General features: G+C 72.4%; 20 protein-coding genes. 13 read left to right on the top strand and 7 right to left on the bottom strand.

All coding sequences use genetic code 11. The features are described from left to right. Window positions 1-91 precede the first annotated feature (91 nt). The 5 genes from ACFV2S_RS17900 to ACFV2S_RS17920 all read left to right on the top strand — a co-directional run bounded on the left by ACFV2S_RS17900 (window position 92) and on the right by ACFV2S_RS17920 (window position 5,102). Complete coding sequence (locus tag ACFV2S_RS17900) at window positions 92-1,027, top strand: cellulose-binding protein (protein ID WP_383796465.1); 936 nt, start codon at window positions 92-94, stop codon at window positions 1,025-1,027. Window positions 1,028-1,122: 95 nt separating this feature from the next. Beyond that, window positions 1,123-2,151 (top strand): ABC transporter ATP-binding protein, encoded by a 1,029-nt coding sequence (locus ACFV2S_RS17905; protein ID WP_385559559.1) that lies wholly within the window; start codon window positions 1,123-1,125, stop codon window positions 2,149-2,151. Between the two features lie 3 nt (window positions 2,152-2,154). Next, window positions 2,155-2,934: an ABC transporter permease gene (locus ACFV2S_RS17910; RefSeq protein ID WP_385559562.1), complete on the top strand. Its 780-nt coding sequence runs from the start codon at window positions 2,155-2,157 to the stop codon at window positions 2,932-2,934. Window positions 2,935-3,078: 144 nt separating this feature from the next. Continuing rightward, on the top strand, window positions 3,079-4,266 hold the full coding sequence (locus ACFV2S_RS17915; RefSeq protein WP_385559565.1) for an ABC transporter ATP-binding protein: 1,188 nt from the start codon (window positions 3,079-3,081) through the stop codon (window positions 4,264-4,266). Continuing rightward, a complete protein-coding gene (locus ACFV2S_RS17920) occupies window positions 4,263-5,102 on the top strand; it encodes an ABC transporter permease (protein WP_383796453.1) in 840 nt (279 codons plus the stop codon). Before ACFV2S_RS17915 ends, ACFV2S_RS17920 begins: the two co-directional genes overlap by 4 nt. Window positions 5,103-5,105: 3 nt before the next feature. Here the strand turns inward: ACFV2S_RS17920 and ACFV2S_RS17925 are convergent, their stop codons facing one another. Beyond that, on the bottom strand, window positions 5,106-5,432 hold the full coding sequence (locus ACFV2S_RS17925) for an ATP/GTP-binding protein (RefSeq protein WP_385559569.1): 327 nt from the start codon (window positions 5,430-5,432) through the stop codon (window positions 5,106-5,108). Window positions 5,433-5,630: 198 nt separating this feature from the next. On the opposite strand from ACFV2S_RS17925, the gene ACFV2S_RS17930 reads away from it, so the two are divergent. Next, a complete protein-coding gene (locus ACFV2S_RS17930; protein ID WP_385559572.1) occupies window positions 5,631-6,665 on the top strand; it encodes an LLM class flavin-dependent oxidoreductase in 1,035 nt (344 codons plus the stop codon). 109 nt (window positions 6,666-6,774) lie between these two features. Here ACFV2S_RS17930 and ACFV2S_RS17935 read toward each other — a convergent pair whose 3' ends face one another. Beyond that, a complete protein-coding gene (locus ACFV2S_RS17935) occupies window positions 6,775-7,167 on the bottom strand; it encodes an SCO5389 family protein (RefSeq protein ID WP_015036224.1) in 393 nt (130 codons plus the stop codon). Between the two features lie 249 nt (window positions 7,168-7,416). On the opposite strand from ACFV2S_RS17935, the gene nucS reads away from it, so the two are divergent. Continuing rightward, a complete protein-coding gene (gene nucS, locus ACFV2S_RS17940; protein WP_385559576.1) occupies window positions 7,417-8,088 on the top strand; it encodes an endonuclease NucS in 672 nt (223 codons plus the stop codon). A gap of 225 nt (window positions 8,089-8,313) precedes the next feature. On the opposite strand, the gene ACFV2S_RS17945 is transcribed toward nucS, so the two are convergent. The 4 genes from ACFV2S_RS17945 to ACFV2S_RS17960 all read right to left on the bottom strand — a co-directional run bounded on the left by ACFV2S_RS17945 (window position 8,314) and on the right by ACFV2S_RS17960 (window position 13,185). Next, a complete protein-coding gene (locus tag ACFV2S_RS17945) occupies window positions 8,314-10,890 on the bottom strand; it encodes an ATP-binding protein (RefSeq protein ID WP_385559579.1) in 2,577 nt (858 codons plus the stop codon). 227 nt (window positions 10,891-11,117) lie between these two features. Further along, window positions 11,118-11,441, bottom strand: coding sequence for an STAS domain-containing protein (locus ACFV2S_RS17950; RefSeq protein ID WP_030210572.1), 324 nt, complete (start codon window positions 11,439-11,441; stop codon window positions 11,118-11,120). 127 nt (window positions 11,442-11,568) lie between these two features. Then, window positions 11,569-12,417 carry a 3-hydroxyacyl-CoA dehydrogenase family protein gene (locus ACFV2S_RS17955; RefSeq protein ID WP_383796320.1) on the bottom strand — a complete coding sequence of 283 codons (849 nt, stop codon included), beginning with the start codon at window positions 12,415-12,417 and terminating at the stop codon, window positions 11,569-11,571. Between the two features lie 129 nt (window positions 12,418-12,546). Next, entirely contained in the window at window positions 12,547-13,185 is a 639-nt protein-coding gene (locus tag ACFV2S_RS17960; protein WP_385559584.1) for a TetR/AcrR family transcriptional regulator, read from the bottom strand. A 98-nt stretch (window positions 13,186-13,283) separates the two neighbouring features. Here ACFV2S_RS17960 and ACFV2S_RS17965 point away from each other — a divergent pair, with 98 nt between their 5' ends. The 3 genes from ACFV2S_RS17965 to ACFV2S_RS17975 are packed head-to-tail and all read left to right on the top strand — an operon-like array spanning window position 13,284 to window position 15,404. Further along, window positions 13,284-14,057 (top strand): ABC transporter ATP-binding protein, encoded by a 774-nt coding sequence (locus tag ACFV2S_RS17965; protein ID WP_385559587.1) that lies wholly within the window; start codon window positions 13,284-13,286, stop codon window positions 14,055-14,057. Window positions 14,058-14,068: 11 nt separating this feature from the next. Further along, window positions 14,069-14,818 carry an ABC transporter permease gene (locus ACFV2S_RS17970; protein WP_385559590.1) on the top strand — a complete coding sequence of 250 codons (750 nt, stop codon included), beginning with the start codon at window positions 14,069-14,071 and terminating at the stop codon, window positions 14,816-14,818. A gap of 13 nt (window positions 14,819-14,831) precedes the next feature. Then, window positions 14,832-15,404 carry a cob(I)yrinic acid a,c-diamide adenosyltransferase gene (locus ACFV2S_RS17975; protein ID WP_385559593.1) on the top strand — a complete coding sequence of 191 codons (573 nt, stop codon included), beginning with the start codon at window positions 14,832-14,834 and terminating at the stop codon, window positions 15,402-15,404. Here the strand turns inward: ACFV2S_RS17975 and ACFV2S_RS17980 are convergent. Then, entirely contained in the window at window positions 15,321-15,944 is a 624-nt protein-coding gene (locus tag ACFV2S_RS17980; protein ID WP_385559596.1) for a hypothetical protein, read from the bottom strand. The two genes, ACFV2S_RS17975 and ACFV2S_RS17980, sit on opposite strands and share 84 nt — an antisense overlap. Window positions 15,945-16,105: 161 nt before the next feature. Here ACFV2S_RS17980 and ACFV2S_RS17985 point away from each other — a divergent pair, with 161 nt between their 5' ends. The 3 genes from ACFV2S_RS17985 (at window position 16,106) to ACFV2S_RS17995 (ending at window position 19,893) form a co-directional block, all read left to right on the top strand. Continuing rightward, a complete protein-coding gene (locus ACFV2S_RS17985; protein ID WP_385559599.1) occupies window positions 16,106-17,287 on the top strand; it encodes a sensor histidine kinase in 1,182 nt (393 codons plus the stop codon). Beyond that, window positions 17,284-17,922, top strand: coding sequence for a response regulator (locus ACFV2S_RS17990; protein WP_385559603.1), 639 nt, complete (start codon window positions 17,284-17,286; stop codon window positions 17,920-17,922). The genes ACFV2S_RS17985 and ACFV2S_RS17990 overlap by 4 nt, the downstream gene beginning before the upstream one ends. Window positions 17,923-18,045: 123 nt before the next feature. Continuing rightward, window positions 18,046-19,893 carry a glycosyl hydrolase family 18 protein gene (locus ACFV2S_RS17995; protein WP_385559606.1) on the top strand — a complete coding sequence of 616 codons (1,848 nt, stop codon included), beginning with the start codon at window positions 18,046-18,048 and terminating at the stop codon, window positions 19,891-19,893. The last annotated feature ends 128 nt before the right edge of the window (window positions 19,894-20,021 follow it).

A 20,021-nucleotide genomic window follows, 5' to 3' on the forward strand; every position in this document is an offset into this window, starting at 1 on the left:
CCAGATCAAACGGGCATACGCTCGATGACACGCCGCTTCGGCCCCTAGGATTCCCTCTAACACCTCACCGGTCTCATTCGACAGGAACCCCATGAGCGACACTTCCTCCCCCTTCGGCTTCGAGCTCGTGCGGCGCGGTTACGACCGCGGTCAGGTGGACGACCGCATTACCAAGCTCGTGGCCGACCGCGACAGCGCCCTGTCCCGCATCACCTCCCTGGAGAAGCGGATCGAGGAGCTCCACCTCGAGACGCAGAACGCCCAGGCACAGGTCTCCGACGCCGAGCCGTCGTACGCGGGGCTCGGCGCCCGGGTCGAGAAGATCCTCCGGCTCGCCGAGGAGGAGGCCAAGGACCTGCGTGAGGAGGCCCGTCGCGCCGCCGAGCAGCACCGCGAGCTGGCCGAGTCGGCCGCCCAGCAGGTGCGCAACGACGCGGAGTCGTTCGCGGCCGAGCGCAAGTCGAAGGCCGAGGACGAGGGCGTCCGCATCGTCGAGAAGGCGCAGGGCGAGGCCAACTCGCTGCGCGCCGAGGCGCAGAAGGACGCGCAGTCGAAGCGCGAGGAGGCGGACGCCCTCTTCGAGGAGACCCGCGCCAAGGCCGCCCAGGCCGCCGCCGACTTCGAGACGAACCTGGCGAAGCGCCGCGAGCAGTCGGAGCGCGACCTGGCCTCGCGTCAGGCCAAGGCCGAGAAGCGCCTCGCGGAGATCGAGCACCGCGCCGAGCAGCTCCGCCTGGAGGCCGAGAAGCTGCGGACGGACGCGGAGCGCCGGGCCCGCCAGACGGTGGAGACCGCGCAGCGCCAGGCCGAGGACATCGTGGCCGACGCGAACGCCAAGGCCGACCGGATCCGTTCGGAATCGGAGCGCGAGCTCGCGGCGCTGACGAACCGCCGCGACTCGATCAACGCGCAGCTGACCAACGTCCGCGAGATGCTGGCGACGCTGACCGGTGCCGCGGTGGCGGCGGCCGGCTCCCCGATCGACGACGAGCGCACGGCCGGGGTCCCGGCGCAGCAGTCGCGATGACCCGCGCGGCCGTCGCGTAACGAACAGGCGGCATCTGCCAGAACCCTCCGTCATTCCGGTGGCGGAGGGTTTTGCGCGCCCGTAGGTTGGGACGCATGATCGAGCTTGAGGGCCTGACCAAGCGCTACGGAGCGAAGACCGCGGTCGACCACCTCTCCTTCCAGGTGCGCCCTGGCGTGGTCACCGGCTTCCTCGGGCCGAACGGGGCGGGCAAGTCGACGACGATGCGGATGATGCTCGACCTGGACAACCCGACGAGCGGAACGGTCCGGATCGACGGCAAGCACTACCGGGAGCTCGCCGAGCCCCTGAAGTACATCGGGGCGCTGCTCGACGCCAAGGCGATGCACGGCGGCCGCTCCGCGTACAACAACCTGCTGTGTCTGGCGCAGTCCAACCGCATCCCGGCGAGCCGGGTGGGCGAGGTGCTCGACCTGGTGGGTCTGACGCCGGTCGCGAAGAAGAAGTCGAAGGGGTTCTCCCTCGGCATGGGGCAGCGGCTGGGGATCGCGTCGGCGCTCCTCGGGGATCCCGAGATCCTGATGTTCGACGAGCCCGTCAATGGTCTGGACCCCGAGGGAATTCACTGGATCCGCAATCTGATGAAGGCGTTGGCGGCCGAGGGCCGGACGATCTTCGTTTCCAGTCATCTGATGAGTGAAATGGCGCTGACGGCCGATCACCTCATCGTGATCGGACAGGGAAGGCTCCTGGCCGACACCTCGATGGCGGATTTCATCCAGCAGAATTCCCGGAGTTATGTGCGGATGCGCTCCCCGCAGCAGGAAAGGCTGCGGGACGTGCTCCACGCCAACGGATTCATCGCGGTCGAGGCGGGCAACGGCACCCTCGAGGTGGACGGCGCGACGACCGAGAAGCTGGGCGAACTGGCGGCGGAGAACGGGCTCGTGCTGCACGAGCTGAGCGCGCAGCGCGCCTCCCTCGAAGAAGCGTTCATGCAGATGACGGCCGGCGCGGTGGAGTACCACGCGCACGGGACCGACGTGCACAGCGGCGCCGTGCCGCCCGGCCCCCGCTGGGGCGCGGACGCGGGCCGGGACCCGGATCCGGTCCATGACTCCGCCCCGCACCCCACCCACGACTCGTCCTCCGAGGGAGCCTGAACGATGGCAGCGGCAACCGCGGTCCTGCAGTCCGAGTGGACCAAGATCCGGACGGTGTCGTCGACCGTCTGGACGCTGGCGAGCGCCCTGCTCGTCACGGTGGCGATGAGCGCGGCGCTGTGCGCCCTGTTCAAGGGGACCTTCGACGACCTCAGCGAGACGGAGCGGGCCACCTTCGACCCCACGTTCGCCAGCTTCTCCGGGATGGTCCTCGGCCAGCTGGCGATGGTGGTCTTCGGCGTCCTGGTGGTCGGCACCGAGTACTCCTCGGGCATGATCCGCACCTCGCTCGCGGCGGTCCCGCAGCGCGCGAACTTCCTCTTCTCGAAGATCGCCGTGGCCGGCGGGCTCGCCCTGGTCGTGGGCCTGGTGACCAGCTTCCTCTCCTTCTTCCTCGGACAGGCGCTGCTCGGCGAGCACCGCACCACGCTCGGCGCGGACAACGTGCTGCGCGCGGTGGTCGGCGGCGGCCTCTACATGGGCCTCATCGCGATCTTCTCGATGGGCGTGGCGACGATGCTCCGCTCCTCGATGCTGTCGCTCGGCATCCTGGTGCCGTTCTTCTTCCTCATCTCGCAGATCCTCTCCGCGGTCCCGAAGGCCAAGGAGGTCGCCAAGTACTTCCCCGACCAGGCCGGCTCCAAGATCATGCAGGTGGTGCCGGACGCGATGGGCTCGGACCCCGCTCCGTACGGCCCCTGGGGCGGGCTCGGGATCATGCTGCTCTGGGTCGCGGCGGCGCTGCTCGGCGGCTATCTGGTGCTGAAGCACCGGGACGCGTAGCCCCCTGTTCACGGGAGGATCACGGTTCCGCTTCGGCGGAACCGTCAACGGCTGGATAAGCTCCTAGCTCATACGGGGGGCTCCGGCCTACGGCCGCCAACGCCCCGACAAGGATGCGACCGACCTGTCGATGGGGCTGGAGTAATGATCGAGGCAGTCGGCCTGACGAAGCGCTACGGCGCCAAGACGGCCGTGTACAACCTTTCCTTCCAGGTGAGGCCGGGTGTCGTCACCGGGTTCCTGGGGCCCAACGGATCCGGCAAGTCGACGACGATGCGCATGATCCTCGGGCTCGACCGGCCCTCCGCGGGCCACGTCACGATCGGCGGCCACCCCTTCCGGCAGCTGCCGAACGCGCCCCGGCAGGTCGGCGCGCTGCTCGACGCCAAGGCCGTGCACGGCGGCCGGAGCGCGCGCAGCCACCTGCTGTCGCTGGCGCAGCTGGCCGGCATCCCGGCGCAGCGCGTCGACGAGGTCCTCGGGGTCGTCGGCCTCCAGGACGTCGCCAAGCGCCGCTCGAAGGGCTTCTCGCTCGGCATGGGGCAGCGGCTCGGCATCGCCGCGGCCCTGCTCGGCGACCCGCAGGTGCTGCTCTTCGACGAGCCCGTGAACGGCCTGGACCCCGAGGGCATCCTCTGGGTCCGCAACCTGATGAAGAAGCTGGCCGCCGAGGGCCGCACGGTCTTCGTCTCCAGCCACCTCATGAGCGAGATGGCGCTGACGGCCGACCACCTGATCGTGATCGGCCGCGGGCAGCTGCTCGCGGACATGAGCGTCACGGACTTCATCTCGGCGAACTCCGCCGACTTCGCCCGGGTGCGGACCCCGGGGACCGAGCCGGCCCAGCGGGAGAAGCTGACGTCGGTGCTCACGGAGGCCGGCGGGCAGGTGCTGTCCGAGCCGGACGGCGCGCTGCGCGTCACGGGCCTGCCGCTGCCGCGGATCAGCGACCTGGCGCACGGCGCGGACGTACGGCTCTGGGAGCTGTCCCCGCACCAGGCCTCGCTGGAGGAGGCGTACATGCGGCTGACGCAGGGCGCCGTGGACTACCGCTCCACCGACGACCGCCTGGCCCACCTCCAGCCGCCCGTGCACCCGGGGCAGCCGGGATACGGGATGCCGCCGCAGCCGCCGGTCCACGAGGTGCCGCAGCAGGGCTGGTACGCCCCGCCGCCGCCCGGACAGAACCCGTACGGCGGTGCTCCGCAGGCCGCCCCGTACGGCGGCGCTCCGCAGGCCCCCTACGCCCCCGCGCCGGGTCCGTACGCCCCTCCGGCCGCTCCGCAGCCGGGCCCCCCGCAGCCGAGCGACACCCCGAAGGACGCCCGATGACCGCCCCCGCCCACCCGCAGCACGCCCCGGCGCCGCACGCCTACGTCTCCCCCATCCCGGTCCGCGCCGCGCACCTCGGTGACGCGCTCGCCTCCGAGTGGACGAAGATCCGCTCGGTGCGTTCGACGATGTGGACGCTCGGGGTCATGATCCTTCTGATGTTCGCCATCGGTCTGGGCGTCGCCGCGATCGCGTCGTCGTCGGAGGCCCCGATGGGCGAGGAGTCCGCGCTCGGCTTCGGCTTCTTCGGCATGCTGCCGGCGTCGATCTGCGTGATCACGCTCGGCGTCCTGACGATCGCCTCGGAGTACGGCACGGGGATGATCCGTACGACCCTGACGGCCTGCCCGAGCCGGTCCCGGGTGCTCCTGGCGAAGGCGATCGTCTTCTTCCTGCTCGTCTTCACGGTCACCACCGTGGTCGCGACGCTCGTGGCGCTGGCGCAGGTCGCCCTCGTGGACACCGCGGCGGAGCCGACGGGCGGCGAGTGGCTGCGGGCGACGGTCGGCGCGGGCGCCTACCTGGCCGTGCTCGGGCTGATGTCGCTCGGCCTGGGGACGCTGATCCGGCACTCGGCCGGCGCGATCACGGTGATGATCGGCCTGCTGCTGCTCCCGCTGGTGGCGGCGCTGTTCATGTTCTCCGCGGCGCTGAAGTCGGTGCAGGAGTTCCTGTTCACCTACGCGATCCCCTCGCAGATGATCGCGCTCTACAGCGAGCGGCCGCCGTTCGGCGACTCGGGCCCGGCGGGCTGGGAGCCGCTCCTGATCATGGCGGCGATCGCGGCCGCGGTCCTGGGCGGCGCCTTCGCCCTGGTCAACAGCCGGGACGTGTGAGTCTCAGTACCTCGGCGCGTTACGGGACCGCTGCACCCTGCTGGTGCGGCGGTCCTTCGCGTTCCAGCAGGCCTTGTGCCAGTGGCGGCGGTCGTCGACCCCGCCCCACTCCGGCCAGGCGACCACGTGCGGGGCGCCGGACGGGATCTCCTGGTCGCAGCCCGGGCAGCGGTAGCGCTTGCCCGGCGCGCTCGCCCCGGCGACGAGCCGGACGTACCACTCCTCGCCCTGCCAGCTCTCGGTGCGCTGGACACCGCCGTACCGGTCGCCGTGGTCGCCCTGCTGCTCGGGCTTGTCGCCGCCTTTGGAGCGGTTGTGACGCGGGGACACGGGCACACCTCACGGGGTCTGGGAACACGGACCGTTCCCTCCAGCCTACGGGCCGCCACCCGGTGCCCCGGGCCCCGTCCGGGACGGCTTAGCCGAAAATCGCAAGAACTTCATGAACGGCCGTTGCCTTTGGCACGTGTCAGACGTTGGTGCCAGTGCGAGGGGAGATACGCGTCGGCCGCAAGGAGGCAGAAGGCGATGCGCGTGGGTACGTTCGTTCTGGCAGCCCAGTTCCCGGGCCAGGGACAGGGGGAGGCACTGCACCGGGCGGTGCGGACCGCCGAGGTGGCCGAGAAGGCGGGGCTCGACTCCGTCTGGCTCGCCGAGCACCACTTCGTGCCGTACGGGGTCTGCCCCTCGGCCGTGACACTGGCCGCGCTGCTGCTCGGCCGCACCCGGCGGCTCCGGGTGGGCACGGCGGTGAGCGTGCTGCCCACCGTCCACCCGGTCGCCCTCGGCGAGCAGGCGGCGCTGCTGCACCTCACCTCGGGCGGCAGGTTCACCCTCGGGGTGGGCCGGGGCGGGCCCTGGGTCGACCTGGAGGTGTTCGGCGCGGGCCTCGACGCGTACGAGAAGGGGTTCCCCGACTCCCTCGACCTGCTGCTGCGCTGGCTGACCGAGCCGCGCGTGGGCGCCGAGGGGGAACGATTCGCTTTCCGTGAGGTGGCCGTGGTGCCCCGGCCCGACGAGCTCATCGGCGGGGAGTCCTCCCCCGAGGTGGTGGTGGCCTGCACCTCGCCGAGGAGCGTGGGGCTGGCGGCCGAGCGGGGGCTGCCGATGCTGCTCGGCATGCACTGCGGCGACGAGGAGAAGGCCGAGATGGTCGCGGCCTGGGCCCGGGCCGCGCGGGAGGCCGGGCGGGACCCGGACGAGATCGCGCGGATCGGCGCCGGCCATGTCTCGGCCGGGGTCGCCCAGCTCGCGGACCGGGGGGCCGACGCGGCCGAGGCCCTGGTGAAGGCGATGCCGGGCTGGCTGAAGCAGGGGCTCGACGCGCACGTGACGGTGGACGGCCGGCACCGGGCCATGCGGGACCCCGTCGCGTACACGGAGCTGCTGTGCGCACTGCACCCGGTGGGCACGCCCCGGAGCGCGGCGGACAGGCTCGCGGCGACCGCGGAGCGTACGGGCATCACGCGCTTCGCGCTGCTCGCCGAGGGCTCGGGCGACCTCGCGGCGACCGAGGAGAACGTCCGGCGGCTGGGCGCGGAGGTGCTGCCGCTGCTGGTGTGAGCGCGGTCCGCTCCGGGACCGCGCTGCCGCTCCGGCACCTGACGGCGGCGATGCGGGTCGGCTCGCATCGAGCACCTCCTCCCGCGGTGCGGAGCGGCAGCACCATGTCTCAGCAGTCGCGCAGTTCCGGCGACTGGTTCAGCAGCTGTCCCCGTACGGACGTGAAGCGGGCGAGCCGCTCGTCCACCGACGGGTCCAGCGGGAAGACCGCCACGCGGTGGCAGTTCTGGAAGGCGAGACGCACCCCGAAGTGCCGCTGCAGCGCACCACGAATGGCATCGCTCGCGAGCGCGCGCAGCAGCTGACCACGTGCCTGCTCATTCGGCGGCGGCGTCTGGTTGTCGGCGAACTCTCCGCCGTCGACCTTCAGCTGTGCCACCAGAGAACTGATCATCTCCCATGCGTAGGGCAGGGAGGTCCGGACGCAGTCGACGAAGTCGGCTTCGTCGACCTCGCCTCGCTCGGCCTGTTCCAACAGTGCCGGTGAGACGTCGAGCGACATGGGTTCTCCTCTCGCGACCCCGCGGACGGGGTCTTGCGGGCAGGGACGAAGGCCGGCCGTACGCCACGCAGCGTGCACGGACGACGACCTCCAGCTTCCACGGTAAGCGCGCAGTCCGGGCCGCACCAGAAGAATGGGCACACAACCGGCTGATAACCGACGGGTGTTCGGCTCACGAGGACCCCCACCCGGCGCGCGGCCGATGCCCGAATCGCGCGGAAGAGCGCCCGTCTTGTAGCGTTGCCGACCATGCGTCTCGTCATCGCCCGTTGCTCCGTGGACTACGCGGGCCGGCTCACGGCCCACCTGCCCTCCGCGCCCCGTCTGATCCTCGTCAAGGCAGACGGCAGCGTCTCCATCCACGCGGACGACCGGGCGTACAAACCGCTCAACTGGATGTCCCCGCCGTGCACGCTGAAGGAGGGTGCCGACGGTGAGGCGGGCGTCTGGACCGTGATCAACAAAGCGGGCGAGAAACTGATCATCACGATGGAGGAGATCCTCCACGACTCCTCGCACGAACTGGGCGTGGACCCGGGCCTCATCAAGGACGGCGTCGAGGCGCACCTCCAGGAGCTCCTCGCCGACCGGATCGAGACCCTCGGCGAGGGCTACACCCTGATCCGCCGCGAGTACCCGACCGCCATCGGTCCCGTGGACATCCTGTGCCGGGACGCCGACGGCGCGACCGTCGCCGTGGAGATCAAGCGGCGCGGCGAGATCGACGGCGTCGAGCAGCTGACCCGCTACCTGGAGCTGCTCAACCGCGACCCGCACCTGGCGCCGGTGAAGGGCGTCTTCGCGGCCCAGGAGATCAAGCCGCAGGCGCGGGTCCTCGCGACGGACCGCGGGATCGGCTGCGTGGTCCTCGACTACGACGCGATGCGCGGGATCGAGGACGACAAGCTGCGGCTGTTCTAGCCGCGGCGGGAGTACGAGTACGGGGAGGGGGCCCCCGGGGGGGGGGGGCGCCCCCGCGCGCGCCCCGGCGCCGGGGGGGGGGGGCGGGGGCCCCCCCACCCCCCGGTGCGGGGGGATCCCGCCCCACCCTGGGGGGGTGTTTCGGGGGGGGGGGGGCGGCGGGGGGGGGGGCGGGGGCGGGGGGGGGGGCGCGCCCGGGGGCCCCGTCCCCGTGTCCGTACGGGATCAGGCGGGCGGCTCCGAGCCGGCGGGGGTGCCGGAGGAGGCGCCGAGGGTGGTGGCCTCGCCGCCCTCCGAAGGGGCGGTCGTCGTCGGCGGGGGCGTGGTCGGGGGTTCCGTCGTCGGCGGGGGCGTGGTGGGCGGCTGGGTCGTCGTCGGCGGGGGCGTGGTCGGCTTCGGCGACGAGGTGGCCGTCGTCGGCGGCCGGGTCGTCGTGGGCCGGGTGGGCGGGGCCGTGGTCGTCGTCGGCGCTCCGGTCGTCTCCGGCGGGCTGTCCGAGGGCGACGGGGAGCCCGAGGTCGACGGGTCCGTCGAGGCGGACGGCGAGGCGCTGCCGGAGCCGGAGGGGCTCGGGGAGCCCGAGCGGGTCGCCTTCCCGGTCTCGCCCGGGTCGGCCTCGCCCTCGGCGGGCGGCTCCTCGCCGGCGGGGCCGTCGACGGTGCCGCTCTCGTCCGCGGTGCTGTCGGAGGTGACGCGGTCGGTGGCGGGGTTCTCGCCGTTGCCGGAGGTGGCGCCGAGGGTCACGACGGTGCCGAGGACGGCGACGAGGAGGGCTCCCGCGCCGACGGCGACGAGGTTGCGGCGGGCGCCGCCGAGGATGCCGCCCCTGAGGCCGGGACGGCGGGCGTCCTTCTCCGCGGTGTCGGGGCGGGCGACGAGCGTGGGTCCCTCGTCGGCGAAGCCCGGGAACGCGGGCACCGGGGCCGCGGCCCGGACGGGTCCGCCCGGCAGCGGTGCCGTGACGGGCTCCGGCCGCGGGAGGGCGGGTCGGGCGGCCGGGCCGCGCAGGGCGGGGGTGCCGCGCGGCGGGGAGACGGGCTCCTCGGCGCGCGGTGCGGCGTGGGCTCCGGAGAGGTCGGCGACGAGGGCGAGCGCCCGGCGGCCGGCGACGGTGCCGCGCTTGTCGGCGAGCACCCCCCGCAGGCCGATGGAGGCCTCCAGCTCGGCGCGGGCGCGCTCCAGGTTCCCGGCGCAGATCGCGAGGACGCCGAGCTCGTGGTGGAAGTAGGCCTCCTCGGCGACCTCGCCGGCGAGCCGGGCGGCTTCCTGTCCGGCGCGCAGGGCGCGCTCCCAGGCGCCCCAGTGCAGTCCGGCGGCGAAGGCGGGCGCGGCGGCGCGGGCGAGGAGGACGGCGGTGGCCCGGTGCTCGGCGGCGGTGTCACCGGTGCCGGGGATCAGCGCGGTGAGGGCGGCGAGGAGCGCGTCGGACTCGGCGGCGGCCCGTTCGGGGGTGACGGAGGGGTGGGCGGTCCACCAGGCGTAGTGCTGGGCGACGGTGTGGGCGCGGTCGGCGGCCTCGTGCTCGTACCCGTGGGCGAGGAGCTGGGTGAGGACTCCGGCGGCGAGCCGGTAGCGGGGGCCGACCGGGGAGAGCAGTCCGCAGGCCATGAGTTCGCCGAGGGCCGCGTCGGCGTGGGTGTCGCCGACGAGGGCCGGCAGGTGGGCCTGGTGCGGGAGCTCGCCGCCGAGGGCGACGGCGAAGCGCAGCGCGGCCTGGGCGGAGCGGCTGAGGCGGGAGGCGAGGAGCGCGGCGGGGGCGGCGCCTTCGCCGAGGCTGGGCAGCGGTATCTCGCGCAGCTCGACGTCGGGGTCCTCGATGCCGTCGAAGGCGGCGGCCGCCGCGGCCGCGGCGGCGGCGGGGTCGGTCGGTCCGAAGGCCTCTTCGAGGGCGCCGAAGGCGTCGAACTCGGCGGGGGTGACGCGCAGCCGGTCGCGCTGGCGGAGCAGGGCGCCGGCCTGGACGAAGCGGAGCGGGAGCCCTTCGGACTCGAACCAGAGGTCGCCGGCCCAGTTGGCCTCCTCGTCGGTGAGGGTGCGGCCGACGGCGCCCTCCAGGAGTTCGAGCGCGGCGCCGCGGCCGAGGCCGGCGAGGAGGACCTCCTCGACGGGGGCGTCGGCGGAGGGCGCGGGCGTCTCGGGGGCGGCGGCGAGAAGGAAGGCGCACTCGGGGGCGGCGGCGAGGAGTTCGTCGAGGGCGGCGCCGCCGAATTCGAGGTCGTCGACGACGACCACGGCGCCGATGTCGCGGAGCCGGTCGAGGAGGCCGGTGCGGTCGGGGCGCTGGTCGGGGGCGTACCGGACGGCGGTGAACAGCTCGTGGAGCAGTTCGGTGGGGGTGCGGTGGTGCCCTGAGAGGCGGACGACGCCGTCGGGGGCGAGGTCGGCGCAGTCGGCGGCGACGGCGTCGAGGAGGGCGGTGCGGCCGGAGCCGGGGGAGCCGATGAGACGGGCGCAGCGGCCCCTGCCGAGGATGCCGCCCAGCCGCTCGCGCTCCTCCTGGCGTTCGAGGAGGGGCAGTGCGGGTGAGGCGGGGCCCGGCGGGACGGGCGGTGCGGTGGCGCGGGCCGCCTCGGCGCGCTCCTCGGGGGTGCGCGGGCGGGGGGCGGCCGGTTCCTGCCCGGGCGGGCAGGGTTCGATCTCGCTGCCGTCGACGGGGTTGACGGTGAGGAGCAGTTCGCCGGAGACGAGCCGGACGACGCGGGCGCGCGCGGGCGTCTGCGCGGGCACGCCGCGGGCCTGGCGGGCCTCCTCGCCCTCGGTGTCGTGACCGTACTCCTCCGACCCAGGGTTGATCGGGTCCATGGTGCAAGCCCCCAAGAAGCGGTGTCCGGTGCCCGCCGGTGGTTCCGTCCCCGGGCGGGCGGTCCGTCAAGGTGCGGGCGACCGAACCCTAGACCGTGGTCAGACGCTCGGGAACAGCCGGGGTGCTCCCGAGACCAAGACGTCACGGTCTTGTGAGGATTGAGCGTGACGCCTGGTTCACACAGCGGCTTCACACGCGGCGGGGGTGCCGGGGGCGCCCCCGGGGGTCACACGCGGGGCAGGGACTCCAGGGCGAGGCCGCCCTCGATGGCGAGGATGCGGTGCAGCCGGGTGGCGACGAGGAGCCGCTGCATCTGGGGCGGCACCCCGCGCAGGACGAGGCGCCTGCCGCAGCGGCCGGCCCTCCGGTGGGCGCCCATGATGACGCCGAGTCCGGTCGCGTCCCAGGAGTCGAGGCCGGTCAGGTCGAGCACCAGGTCGCCGACTCCGTCGTCGACGGCCGAGTGCAGGACCGTACGGGCGTCCGCCGCGCTGCGGACGTCGAGGCGGCCCCCGACGACCAGCTCGACGTGGTCGCCCCTGATGTGCATATGCGCTCCCCGAGAGTGCTCCGTCTTCGCAACAACTGACTGCCGCACCGGCAGATACGTTGCGCCTTGTCAGCGAACCGATACCGAAATTCACCCCACGGAGTGAGGGTGGGGTGGCGGGTCCGGCTCAGTACTTGTAGAAGCCCTGCCCGCTCTTGCGGCCGATGTCACCCGCGTCCACCATCCGGCGCATCAGCTCCGGCGGCGCGAACTTCTCGTCCTGGGACTCGGTGTAGATGTTGTTGGCGGCGTTCACCAGGATGTCGATGCCGGTGAGGTCGGCGGTGGCGAGCGGGCCCATGGCGTGGCCGAAGCCCAGCTTGCAGGCGATGTCGATGTCCTCGGCGGTGGCGACGCCCGACTCGTGGAGCTTGGCGGCCTCGACGACGAGGGCCGAGATGAGGCGGGTGGTGACGAAGCCGGCGACGTCGCGGTTGACGACGATGCAGGTCTTGCCGACGGACTCGGCGAACGCGCGGGCGGTGGCGAGGGTCTCGTCGCTGGTCTTGTAGCCGCGGACCAGCTCGACGAGCTGCATCATCGGGACCGGCGAGAAGAAGTGGACGCCGACAACGGCCTCGGGGCGCCCGGTCACCGCGGCGATCTTGGTGATCGGGATCGCGGAGGTGTTGGACGCGAGGACGGCGCCGTCCTTGGCGATCTTGTCGAGCGAGCGGAAGATCTCGTGCTTGACGTCGAGGTTCTCGAAGACGGCCTCGACGACGACGTCCGCGTCGGCGACGGCGTCCAGCTCGGTGGTGGCGGTGATCCGGCCGAGGGCGGCCCCGGCGTCCTCCGCGGTGAGCCTGCCCTTGGCGACGAACCGGTCGTACGACGCCTTGATGCCGTCGGTGCCGCGGGTCAGGGCGGCGTCGGTGACGTCACGCAGGACGACGTCCCAGCCCGCCTGTGCCGAGACCTGCGCGATGCCGGATCCCATGAGTCCGGCCCCGATGACGGCGAGCTTCCTGGCCACGATCTTCCACCCCTCAACGCCTGTTCACTTCTGGCTCTCCGGCGGAGATTAGCGGTCACGGGGCGCCATGTGACCGTGAAGTAATGCGCGTCACGCCCTCTTTGACGGACGTCACACTCGCGACACCCCTCAGCTCTCGCGGACCGCGTACGTCAGGACCTTCTCGCCGAGCAGTTCCTCGATCTCGTCGAGGAGGACGAGGGCCTCGCGGGAGACGGTGGTCGCCTTGCGGCCGGCCGTCATCTCACCCGTGATGTAGCCGACGACGGCGGCCTCGATCCAGGCGAGCTGGCCGCCGACGAGCAGCGGCAGCGGGTCGTCGGCCGCCGCCCCGGTCTCCTCGCGCAGGGTGGCCACGATGGCCTCCTGGACCTGTTCCCGCAGATGGAAGAGGCGGGCCTTCAGGGTGGGCGCGTGCTCGATGACGTTCATGAAGGCGTCGAAGCCGTCCATGAGTCCGTACGCCGGGGAGACGGCCCCGATGTCCTGGCGCAGCGCCCGCAGGACGGCCTGGGCGGCGGACTCCCCGCGGTCGCGGCCCCGGATCATGCGGGCGAGGCGGTGGGTGACGCCGTCGAGCCGGTCGAGGAAGAGGTCCTCCTTGGCGGGGAAGTAGTTGTACACGGTGTTGACGGAGACGTCCGCCGCCTCGGCGACGTCCGCGACGGTCACGCTCACGAAGCCGCGCTCCAGGAAGAGCCCGGTCGCGATGTCCGAGATCCGCTGCTTCGTCTCGCGCTTCTTGCGTTCCCTGAGTCCCTCGGCCATGGCCCCATCGTAGGCAATCCTAGGCTCGATGAAACTTCGGAGCCACTGAAAACTTGGAGACGTTGCAAAATTGCAGTGACTCTGTTTTCGTGGTCGCCATGCCCATCATCAGCACGGCCGGGCTCGCCCGGACCTTCTCGACCAGGAACGGCCGCGTGGAGGCCGTACGCGGGATCGACCTCACCGTCCGACCCGGCGAGATCCTCGGACTCCTCGGCCCCAACGGCGCCGGAAAGACCACCACCCTCCGGATGCTCACGACGCTCCTCCCGCCCACCGGCGGCGCCGCCACCGTCGCCGGACACGACCTGCTGCGGGACCCCGCGGCCGTCCGCCGGCGCATCGGGTACGTCGCCCAGTCCGGCGGCCTCGACCCCCAGGAGACCGTCCGCTCCGAGCTCGTCCACCAGGGCAGGCTCTACGGCCTGGACCGCGCGACGGCGACGGCCCGTGCCGAGGAGCTCGCGGCCGACCTCGGCCTCACCGGGCTCCTCGACCGGAAGACCCCCGAGCTCTCCGGCGGCCAGCGCCGCCGGCTCGACCTCGCGATGGGGCTCACCCACCGCCCGGAGGTCCTCTTCCTCGACGAGCCCACGACCGGGCTCGACCCCGGCAGCCGCGCCGACCTGTGGGCCCTGGTGCGGCGGCTGCGCGACGAGCACGGCACCACCGTCGTCCTCACCACGCACTACCTCGACGAGGCCGACGCGCTCGCCGACCGGCTCGTGATCGTGGACGGGGGCACGGTCGTAGCCGAGGACAGCCCCGCCGGCCTCAAGGCGGCGCACGGCGCGGCCACCCTCCAGGAGGCCTTCCTCGCCGTCACCGGCCGCGGCCCCGCCCCCGCCGACACCACCCCCGTAGCCGTCTAGGAGACCCCGTGATGCTGCTCCGCGACACCGCGCTCGTCTTCGGGCGCTACGCCCGACAGACCCTGCGCTCCCCGTTCCAGATCTTCTTCGGCGCCCTCATGCCGCTGCTCTACCTGCTCTTCTTCGGGCCGCTGCTCACCGGCCTCCCGCTGGGCCGCGAGGGCGACTCCTGGCAGATCCTCGTCCCCGGACTGCTGCTCCAGCTGGGCCTCTTCGGCGCGTCGTTCGCCGGCTTCTCGATCATCATGGAGAAGGGCTGGGGCGTGTTCGACCGGATGCGCGTCACCCCGGTGAGCCGGCTGGCGCTGCTGCTCGGCCGGGTCCTGCGGGACGCCGCCCTCTTCGTCTTCCAGGCGGTGCTGCTCGTCCTCGCGGCGATCCCCATGGGCCTGCGGGCACCGGTCCCCGGGGTCCTCGCCGGCTTCGGCTTCGTCGCCCTGCTCTCCGCCGCCCTCGCCTCCCTCTCGTACGCGCTGGCCCTGAAGCTGCGCACCCCGCAGGAGTTCGGCCCCGCGATCAACACGCTCGCGATGCCGGCGATGCTGCTCTCCGGGCTGATGCTGCCGATGGCCCTCGCCCCCGGCTGGCTGGACGTGGTCTCGCACCTGATGCCGTTCCGCTATCTCGTGGACGCGGTCCGGGAGGCGTACATCGGCCACTACACGACGCCGACCATGCTGTACGGGGTGCTCGTCGCCCTCGGACTGGTGGCGCTCTCCGTGACGGTCGGCACACGCGCCTTCCGGAGCACCGGCGCGTAACTAGGCTGGACCCATGGTCAATCTGACGCGCATCTACACCCGTACCGGCGACAAGGGCACCACGGCGCTCGGCGACATGAGCCGGACCGCCAAGACGGATCTGCGGATCTCGGCCTACGCCGACGCCAACGAGGCCAACGCCGCCCTCGGGACGGCGATCGCCCTCGGGCAGCTCGACGAGGAGCTCGTGCAGGTCCTCACCCGCATCCAGAACGACCTCTTCGACGTGGGCGCGGACCTGTGCACCCCGGTGGTGGAGAACCCCGAGTACCCGCCGCTGCGCGTCGAGCAGGCCTACGTCGACAAGCTGGAGGCCGACTGCGACCGCTTCCTGGAGCAGCTCGACAAGCTGCGCTCCTTCATCCTGCCGGGCGGCACGCCCGGGGCGGCCCTGCTGCACCAGGCGTGCACGGTGGTCCGGCGGGCGGAGCGCTCCACCTGGGCGGCCCTGGAGGTGCACGGCGAGACGATGAACGCCCTGACCGCCACGTACCTCAACCGCCTATCGGACCTGCTCTTCATCCTCGCGCGGACGGCGAACAAGGAGGTCGGGGACGTGCTCTGGGTCCCGGGCGGCGACCGCTGAGCCGGAGCCCGGATCCTTCTTCTGCCACACGAGGTAGCTGAGCGCGATCAGACCGTGGATGCCGGCGGCCCGCCACGCGGCGTACATCCAGCTCCGCAGGCTGTCGGTGTTCCCGCCGTCGCCGACGTACCAGACGGCCAGGAGCAGCAGGACGGTGGCGACGGCGGCGCCGGTCAGCGTGCCCAGCCAGATCGCGCCCTCGTGGCGGGCCCGGGCCATGCCGTACTTCGGGGCCTTCGGGGGCGGCGGGCCGCCGCCGAGGCGGTGGGCGGCATGGCCGTCGAGCCACTTCACCGTGCGGTGGCCGTGCCCGACGGTGTAGCCGATGTACAGCGCGGCGAGGCCGTGCTTCCAGCTGGGGTCGGCGCCGTTCCTGAGGTCGATCGCGGTCACGACGAGCAGCACGACCTCCAGGAGCGGCTCGCAGAGCAGCAGCGCCATACCCGCCCGGGGCATCTTCAGGAGATAGCGGGTGGCGAGGCCGGCGGCGAGCAGGACCCAGAAGCCGACCTCGCAGAGCACGATCAGCGTGACGATCACGGCGGTTCTCCCTTCCTTCCCCCTCAGCGTCCCGTGGGGGCGGGCCCGGTTCGTCGTCGCCGGTGACGAAACGCGTCTACATCCTTCGGCGGAGTCCGGCGGGCGCCGGGATCGGCCCGGACGAGGACGTCCGCGCGCACGGGGGCGTGTTGGATGAGTACGTGACGCTCCCCCGCCCGCACCCCCACGACCTGCTCCTCGCCGTCGCCGGATTCGCCATCGGGCTGCTCCTGTGGTCCTTCGGGCTCTACACGACCGGCGACCGCGTGTTCGACCAGCGGTGGGCCGCGCTCGTGCCGCTGACCGCGATGGCCGCCGTGGAGGCCCTGCGCCGCACCCGGCCGAGGACGGCCCTGACCGTGGGCACGCTCGCGATCGTGGCGGACCAGTTCACCAACGGGAACCTCGTCACCGTCCTCATGTTCACGGACATCGTCTACGCGGCCGTGGTGTACGGCTCCCCCGCCTCCGCCCGGCGCGTCCCCTACACCACCGGCCTCGTGACCGTCGCCGTCACGGTCGGGTTCCTCGTCTGGTGGCAGAACGCCGTCGCGCTGCTCGTCGGCGTGATCACCGGCATGGTCTCGTTCCTGCCCGCCCTCACCGGCGCCGTCGTCCGCAACCACCGCGAGGCCGCGGACGCCGCCCGGCTGCGGGCCGAACAGACCGCGCTGCTGGCGGAGATGGACCGGTCGCAGGCGGTGGTGGCCGAGCGCGCCCGGATGGCGCGGGAACTGCACGACATGGTGGCCAACCACCTGTCGGCGATCGCGATCCACTCCACGGCCGCGCTCTCCCTCGACGAACCGGCCACCACCCGGCAGGCCCTGACGGTGATCCGGGAGAACAGCGTGGCGGGGCTCACCGAGATGCGCCGGCTCATCGGCCTGCTCCGGGACAGCAGCGGCGACGCGGAACCGGGAGCGGTGCCGAGCCTCGACGCGCTGGACGGCCTGCTCGCCCGGGCGCGCGCGAACGGCTCGCCCGGCGGCCTGGAGTTCGTCCTGGAGGACACCCGTCCCCCGGACGGAGCCGCCCTGCCGGCCCCGGTGGAGCTGGCCGCGTACCGGATCGTGCAGGAGTCGCTGACCAACGCGGTCAAGCACGCCTCCCCCGGTACGGTCACCGTGCGGGTCGGCCGCGGCGACGGGGTCCTGACCGTGGCCGTCGACTCGCCGTGCGGCAAGCGTCCGGGGCCGTCGGCACCCGGGTCGGGTGCGGGTCTGGTGGGGATGCGGGAGCGCGCGGAGCTGCTCGGCGGGGAGTTCCGGGCGGCGGCCGCGGGAGCGGTCTGGCAGGTGCGGGCCGTGCTGCCCGCCGACGAGAGGGCGGGGAACGCATGACGATCCGGGTGGTGGTGGCCGAGGACCAGGCGGCGGTGCGGGCGGGGCTCGTGCTGATCCTGGGCAGCGCGCCGGACATCGAGGTGGTCGGCGAGGCCGGGGACGGCGAGCGGGCGGTGGAACTGGCCCGCGCGCTGCGCCCGGACCTGGTCCTGATGGATGTGCAGATGCCCCGGATGGACGGGGTGACGGCGACCCGGCTGGTGGTGGCGGAGGGTCTCGCCGACGTGCTCGTCCTGACGACGTTCGACCTGGACGAGTACGTCTTCGGGGCGCTGCGGGCCGGGGCCTCGGGCTTCCTGCTGAAGGACACGGAGGCGAAGGACCTGATCACGGCGGTGCGGACGGTGGGGCGCGGGGAGGGGCTGATCGCCCCGGCGGTGACGCGGCGGCTGATCGCCGAGTTCGCCGCGCCGAGCCGTCCGGTGGTGGACTCCCGCGTACTGGACGTGCTGACGCCCCGGGAGCGGGAGGTGCTGTCGGCACTCGGTCTGGGCCTGTCGAACGCGGAGATCGCGGTCCGCCTGGACATGGCGGAGGCGACGGCGAAGACCCACGTCAGCAAGGTGCTGGGCAAGCTGGAGCTGCGGAGCAGGGTCCAAGCAGCCGTGCTGGCACAGGAGTTGGGGGTTTAGAAGAACTTTGCCGACGATGGTCTGGACCTCTTGACGATTGGTCCAGACCTTCCTACGCTCGCGGGGCGCGCGCATCTTCACGGACCACCCCCACCTTGTCCGTCCGCAACTTGAGGAGCACCGTTGAGCACTCAAGCACCGACGCGCAGAACAGGGTTCAGACACCGGACAGCCGCCGGACTGACCGCCCTGATCCTGCCGCTGGCCGCCATGGTCGGCCTCGCCTCCCCCGCCGAAGCCGCCACCTCGGCGACCGCGACCTACACCAAGACCCAGGACTGGGGCACCGGATTCGGCGCCAACTGGACCATCAAGAACACCGGCACCACCACCATCAGCTCCTGGACCGTCGAGTGGGACTACCCCTCCGGCACCGCCGTCACCTCCGCCTGGGACGCCACCGTCACCAGCTCCGGCACCCACTGGACCGCCAAGAACGTCGGCTGGAACGGCACCCTCGCCCCCGGCGCCTCCGTCTCCTTCGGCTACAACGGCTCCGGATCCGGCGCGCCCACCGGATGTAAGATCAACGGCGCTTCCTGCGACGGGACCACCGTGCCGGGCGACAACCCGCCCTCGGCCCCCGGCACCCCGGTCGCCTCGGCCGTCACCGACACCTCGGCGAAGCTCACCTGGAGCGCGGCCACCGACGACAAGGGCGTCAAGAACTACGACGTCCTGCGCGACGGCACGAAGGTGACCACCACCACCGCCCTCACCTTCACGGACAGCGGCCTCACCGCCGGCACCGACTACTCGTACACGGTCGTCGCCCGCGACACGATCGACCAGACCGGCCCCGCCGCCGGACCGGTCGCGGTCCGCACCACCGGCGGAGGCGGCGGCCAGCCCCTCCCGAACGCCGTGAAGATGGGCTACTTCACCAACTGGGGCGTCTACGGGCGCAACTACCACGTGAAGAACATCGTGACCTCGGGCTCCGCGTCCAAGATCACTCACATCAACTACGCCTTCGGCAACGTCACCGGCGGCAAGTGCACCATCGGCGACGCCTACGCCGACTACGACAAGGCCTACACGGCCGACCAGTCCGTCGACGGCGTCGCCGACACCTGGGACCAGCCGCTGCGCGGCAACTTCAACCAGCTCCGCAAGCTGAAGAAGGCCTACCCGAACATCAAGATCCTCTGGTCCTTCGGCGGCTGGACCTGGTCCGGCGGCTTCGGCCAGGCCGTGCAGAACCCGACCGCCTTCGCCCAGTCCTGCTACGACCTGGTCGAGGACCCGCGCTGGGCCGACGTCTTCGACGGCATCGACCTGGACTGGGAGTACCCCAACGCCTGCGGCCTGTCCTGCGACACCAGCGGCGCGGCCTCCTTCAAGAACATGATGCAGGCCATGCGCGCCAAGTTCGGCGCCAACAACCTGGTCACCGCGGCCGTCACGGCCGACGCCGCCGAGGGCGGCAAGATCGACGCCGCGGACTACGCGGGCGCCGCTCAGTACATGAACTGGTTCAACGTCATGACGTACGACTTCTTCGGCGCCTGGGCGGCGAAGGGTCCGACGGCCCCGCACTCCCCGCTCACCTCGTACGCCGGCATCCCGCAGGCGGGCTTCAACTCCGCCGAGGCGATCGCCAAGTTCAAGGCGAAGGGCGTCCCCGCCAACAAGCTGCTGCTCGGCATCGGCTTCTACGGCCGCGGCTGGACCGGCGTCACCCAGTCCGCCCCCGGCGGCACGGCGACCGGGCCCGCCCAGGGCACGTACGAGCAGGGCATCGAGGACTACAAGGTCCTCAAGAACTCCTGCCCGGCCAACGGCACCGTCGCCGGCACCGCCTACGCCCACTGCGGCACCAACTGGTGGAGCTACGACACCCCCGCCACCGTGAACTCGAAGATGAGCTGGGCCAAGAACCAGGGCCTCGGCGGAGCGTTCTTCTGGGAGTTCAGCGGTGACACCACCAACGGCGAGCTGGTCGGCGCCATCAACACCGGCCTGAACTAGGCACGAGAAGAAGAAGCGGGGGGGGGGGGGGGGCCCCCCCCCCCCCCCACAATTTAGAAACGCCACAAAACCACCCCCCCCACCAGGTGGTATAAAAAAAAGAAACGGCCCCCCGCAAAAATAGTGTT

Origin of the sequence: Streptomyces sp. NPDC059695 (assembly GCF_042733785.1) — a bacterium.
Lineage (GTDB): Bacteria > Actinomycetota > Actinomycetes > Streptomycetales > Streptomycetaceae > Streptomyces.

Bases quoted from the DNA above. Each gene is read 5' to 3' on its own strand.
- ACFV2S_RS17900 (WP_383796465.1), top strand. From the start codon at position 92: ATGAGCGACACTTCCTCCCCCTTCGGCTTCGAGCTCGTGCGGCGCGGT.
- ACFV2S_RS17905 (WP_385559559.1), top strand. From the start codon at position 1,123: ATGATCGAGCTTGAGGGCCTGACCAAGCGCTACGGAGCGAAGACCGCG.
- ACFV2S_RS17910 (WP_385559562.1), top strand. From the start codon at position 2,155: ATGGCAGCGGCAACCGCGGTCCTGCAGTCCGAGTGGACCAAGATCCGG.
- ACFV2S_RS17915 (WP_385559565.1), top strand. From the start codon at position 3,079: ATGATCGAGGCAGTCGGCCTGACGAAGCGCTACGGCGCCAAGACGGCC.
- ACFV2S_RS17920 (WP_383796453.1), top strand. From the start codon at position 4,263: ATGACCGCCCCCGCCCACCCGCAGCACGCCCCGGCGCCGCACGCCTAC.
- ACFV2S_RS17930 (WP_385559572.1), top strand. From the start codon at position 5,631: ATGCGCGTGGGTACGTTCGTTCTGGCAGCCCAGTTCCCGGGCCAGGGA.
- ACFV2S_RS17935 (WP_015036224.1), bottom strand. From the start codon at position 7,167: ATGTCGCTCGACGTCTCACCGGCACTGTTGGAACAGGCCGAGCGAGGC.
- nucS (WP_385559576.1), top strand. From the start codon at position 7,417: ATGCGTCTCGTCATCGCCCGTTGCTCCGTGGACTACGCGGGCCGGCTC.
- ACFV2S_RS17945 (WP_385559579.1), bottom strand. From the start codon at position 10,890: ATGGACCCGATCAACCCTGGGTCGGAGGAGTACGGTCACGACACCGAG.
- ACFV2S_RS17950 (WP_030210572.1), bottom strand. From the start codon at position 11,441: ATGCACATCAGGGGCGACCACGTCGAGCTGGTCGTCGGGGGCCGCCTC.
- ACFV2S_RS17960 (WP_385559584.1), bottom strand. From the start codon at position 13,185: ATGGCCGAGGGACTCAGGGAACGCAAGAAGCGCGAGACGAAGCAGCGG.
- ACFV2S_RS17965 (WP_385559587.1), top strand. From the start codon at position 13,284: ATGCCCATCATCAGCACGGCCGGGCTCGCCCGGACCTTCTCGACCAGG.
- ACFV2S_RS17970 (WP_385559590.1), top strand. From the start codon at position 14,069: ATGCTGCTCCGCGACACCGCGCTCGTCTTCGGGCGCTACGCCCGACAG.
- ACFV2S_RS17975 (WP_385559593.1), top strand. From the start codon at position 14,832: ATGGTCAATCTGACGCGCATCTACACCCGTACCGGCGACAAGGGCACC.
- ACFV2S_RS17990 (WP_385559603.1), top strand. From the start codon at position 17,284: ATGACGATCCGGGTGGTGGTGGCCGAGGACCAGGCGGCGGTGCGGGCG.